The 3428-nt window shown below is 60.8% G+C and carries 4 protein-coding genes; 3 read left to right on the forward strand and 1 reads right to left on the reverse strand.

The genetic code is table 11. The annotated features are described in order from the left end of the window. Positions 1–113: 113 nt before the first annotated feature. Positions 114–1115, reverse strand: a complete 1002-nt coding sequence (locus tag QMX86_RS27650; protein WP_282387718.1) for a GlxA family transcriptional regulator — start codon at positions 1113–1115, stop codon at positions 114–116. A 101-nt stretch (positions 1116–1216) separates the two neighbouring features. Between QMX86_RS27650 and QMX86_RS27655 the strand changes: the two genes are divergently transcribed. From QMX86_RS27655 to QMX86_RS27665, 3 genes are all read left to right on the forward strand, one after another. Then, positions 1217–1771 carry a cysteine hydrolase family protein gene (locus QMX86_RS27655; RefSeq protein WP_073475763.1) on the forward strand — a complete coding sequence of 185 codons (555 nt, stop codon included), beginning with the start codon at positions 1217–1219 and terminating at the stop codon, positions 1769–1771. 143 nt (positions 1772–1914) lie between these two features. Continuing rightward, positions 1915–2583, forward strand: coding sequence for a YjfI family protein (locus QMX86_RS27660; protein ID WP_041477671.1), 669 nt, complete (start codon positions 1915–1917; stop codon positions 2581–2583). 17 nt (positions 2584–2600) lie between these two features. Beyond that, entirely contained in the window at positions 2601–3299 is a 699-nt protein-coding gene (locus QMX86_RS27665; protein WP_016772954.1) for a PspA/IM30 family protein, read from the forward strand. Positions 3300–3428: the final 129 nt, after the last annotated feature.

Raw genomic sequence — 3428 nt, forward strand, 5'->3', positions numbered from 1 at the left:
ATCTCTCATAATCTCCGCGATCATTGTGGGAGCGAGCCTGCTCGCGAAAGCGTAGTGTCAGCCGACTACAATTCTGTGGATCCAGCGCCTTCGCGAGCAGGCTCGCTCCCACATTAGTTCATGGTCGTTCTGGGAGCGGGGTTCACACCAAACCGCCCCCGGTAATCACTCGGCCCCAACCCGGTAATTTTCTTGAAAATCGCGCGAAACGCGCCCGGATCCTGATAGCCCACCGTCCAGGCAATGTGGTCGATCGTGCCATTGGTGAACTCGAGCATTTCTCGCGCTTTGCCAACCCGCAGGTGCTGGCAATATTCGGTCGGTTTCAAGCCTGTCGCGGCGCGGAATCGGCGCAGGAAAGTGCGTTCTTCAAGGCCCGCGCGCTCGGCCATCGCGTTCAGCGAAACATCCGTCGCCCCGGTGCTTTGCAGCCAGTGCTGAACCTTGAGAATCGCCGCGTCGCCATGGCTGAGGATCGGCGCGAAATTGCTCCCGCATTCACTGGCGCTGTCGCTGTGTTCCATCACCAGAAAACGCGCGGTCGCGGTGGCGATGCTGGGGCCGAGCAAGCGATCGACCAGGCGCAGTCCCAGTTCCGACCAGGCCATCAGCCCCGCCGTGGTGATCAGGTCACCGTCGTCGACAATCGGCGTGTCGGCCTTGAGTTTGATCTTCGGGTAACGCTCGGCAAACGCCTGGGCCGAGGTCCAGTGGGTGGTGGCGCTGCGACCGTCGAGCAAGCCGCTTTCAGCGAGCATCAACGAGCCCACACAAACACCACCAAGGGTTGCGCCGCGCGCATGCTGATCGCGCAGCCATTGCGCAAGACTCGCGGTCATGTGCGCCACATCGAATCCGCCAAGGGACGGCGGAATCAGCACGGCGAGCAAAGCGTCTTCGGCACCCGGATGACTGTCATAGACCCGCGTCGGCAACTGCTCGCCCTCGACCTGCCAGTGACTGACCCGCAGCAAGGGTAATTGCACAGCCTGATACTCGGCGGCGATGCGGTTGGCCACCGCGAACAGGTCGGTCAGACCGTGCACCGCCGCCAGTTGCGCGCCGGGGTAAATCAGCACGCCCAGTTCAGCGGTGGCGGCTCTTTGTGCAGCCATTGTCAGTTTTCCCCCGTCTATTGTCGGTGCGGCCAATCCTCGAATCCTCGGCCAGCGCCAATACTGAGGTCACACCCAATCACTGCCTCGAGGACAATCCCATGGCCAAGCAAGCGCTCATCGTAGTCGATATCCAGAACGACTACTTCCCCCAAGGCAAGTGGCCGCTGGTCGGCGCCGACGCCGCTGCAGACAACGCCGCACAGCTGATCGCAGCCTTTCGCGCAGCGGGCGATCCGGTGGTGCACATTCGGCATGAATTCACCTCCGAAGACGCGCCGTTTTTCACTCCCGGCTCCGAAGGGGCGAAACTGCATCCGAAAGTGCTCAACCGCGCCGACGAGCCGGTGGTGCTCAAGCACTTCGTCAACTCGTTCCGTGAAACCGAACTGAAAGCAGTACTAGACGAACACGGCATCACCGACCTGGTGGTGGTCGGCAGCATGAGCCATATGTGCGTCGATGGCATCACCCGCGCGGCGGCAGACATGGGTTACAGCGTGATCGTGATTCACGATGCCTGCGCCAGCCGTGATCTGGAATTCAATGGCCTGACGGTGCCGGCCGCCCATGTGCACGCAGCCTTCATGGCGGCGCTGGGTTTCGCCTATGCCAGCGTGGTATCCACTGACGAGTTCCTCAGCAGCAACGCCTAGCAACAACTGCGCAATCCCCTGGCCCGCCACGTTGCGGGCCTTTTTGCGTTTGTCATGAAAATCTCACGCGTGAGTCATTGATGGCACTTTGCATTGGTTGTAGTGTGGCCCACGCGTGAGACGCTCATAACCGGATTCCAGCCATGACAAGCCGCACTCCTACGCCTGCCGCAGCCAGCCCCAAGGGCGAGCGTGGCAAGACGTCAGCGAAAAAACCGTCGAGCTTCTACATGAAGCAGATGCGCGCAGGCCTGGCCGCCGCCGGTTATGTGAAACACGAAACTTGGGTGCTTCCGGAAAACCGAAGCTTGCTCAAGCAAATGGAGCAACAGCTACGCCAACCGATTCTGGCTGGCTCTTTCATGTCGGAGAAATACATGAGCGCAGGCAACAACTGGACCATCGACAGCCTCTTCAATGCCCTCAAGGCGCTGGACGAGGTGGCTTCCCAAGAGATTTCGCTGTCCCTGATCCAGAGCTCCGAGCCGAGCATCAAGCTGGAAATGAATGAATTCGGCGGCCTGCCGATTCACATCGCCCTGGCCGGCCAGCAGATCATCGTCGACACCGTGCTGGTGGACATCGATTCGATCAGCAACGTCCAGGCGTTCAACGACGCCGTGCTGCGCAGCCGCGAGATGTTCCCGCTGTCGTCGATCGGGATCGAGTCGATGCCCAACGGCCAGACCGTCTACAACATGTTCGGCGCCCTCAGTGCTGATTCGAGCCTGACCAACGTGGTCACCGAGGTGAAAACCCTGGTCGACAACGTGCAGCGCGCCAGCGAAGCCTTCGAACACTTCTTCAAGTAATCAACAGGGAATATCCAATGACTCAGTCCATCTGGAGCAAGTTGTTCACCGCACTGCGCGGCGGCGCCAATGAAGTCGGCGAAGCCATCGCCGACCAGCAGGCCCTGCGCATCCTCGATCAGGAAATCCGCGACGCCGACACCGCGCTGTCCAATGCTCGCCGCGAACTGGTGACGATCATGGCCAAGCACAAACTGGCCGCCGACCGCGTCAGCGAATACGACGCCAAGATCAAGGACCTCGAAGCCAAGGCTGTGGCCGCGTTGAATGCCGGCCGCGAAGACCTGGCGCTGGAAGTGGCCGAAGCGATTTCGACCCTGACCAACGACCTCGCTGCCGAGAAGAAACTCAGCGATGAATTCGGCGCCTACGCCGACAACATGCGCAAAGACATCAGCAAAGCCGAATCGCGGATCAAGAGCCTGCGCCAGCAAGTGGACATGGCCAAGGCCCGCGATAGCGTGCAGAAAGCCCAGGTCAGCGCCTCGATTGCCAGCGGCGGCGCCAACGGCAAACTGGAAACTGCGGTCGGCACCCTGAACCGCCTGCAAGCCAAGCAGCAGCAACGCGCTGCCGAACTGAACGCCGCAGACGAACTGGCCGACGCCTCCACCGGCAACGACCTGGAACGCAAACTGCGCGACGCCGGCATCACGCCGAACGAAGGCAGCGCCAATGCGATCCTTGAGCGGCTGAAGCAGAAGTCCGCGCAGTAATGACTGAACGGTAACTTGTGGGAGCGAGCCTGCTCGCGAAAGCGTCGTGACAGTCAAATAATCGAGTGACTGACACAACCCATTCGCGAGCAGGCTCGCTCCCACATGGTTTTGCGGCGTAATTGCCCC

This window comes from Pseudomonas sp. PS01270 (assembly GCF_029959775.1).
Taxonomy (GTDB): domain Bacteria; phylum Pseudomonadota; class Gammaproteobacteria; order Pseudomonadales; family Pseudomonadaceae; genus Aquipseudomonas; species Aquipseudomonas atacamensis.

Excerpts from the sequence above, each read along its gene's own strand:
- QMX86_RS27650 (WP_282387718.1), bottom strand. The coding sequence starts at position 1,115 with ATGGCTGCACAAAGAGCCGCCACCGCTGAACTGGGCGTGCTGATTTAC.
- QMX86_RS27655 (WP_073475763.1), top strand. The coding sequence starts at position 1,217 with ATGGCCAAGCAAGCGCTCATCGTAGTCGATATCCAGAACGACTACTTC.
- QMX86_RS27660 (WP_041477671.1), top strand. The coding sequence starts at position 1,915 with ATGACAAGCCGCACTCCTACGCCTGCCGCAGCCAGCCCCAAGGGCGAG.
- QMX86_RS27665 (WP_016772954.1), top strand. The coding sequence starts at position 2,601 with ATGACTCAGTCCATCTGGAGCAAGTTGTTCACCGCACTGCGCGGCGGC.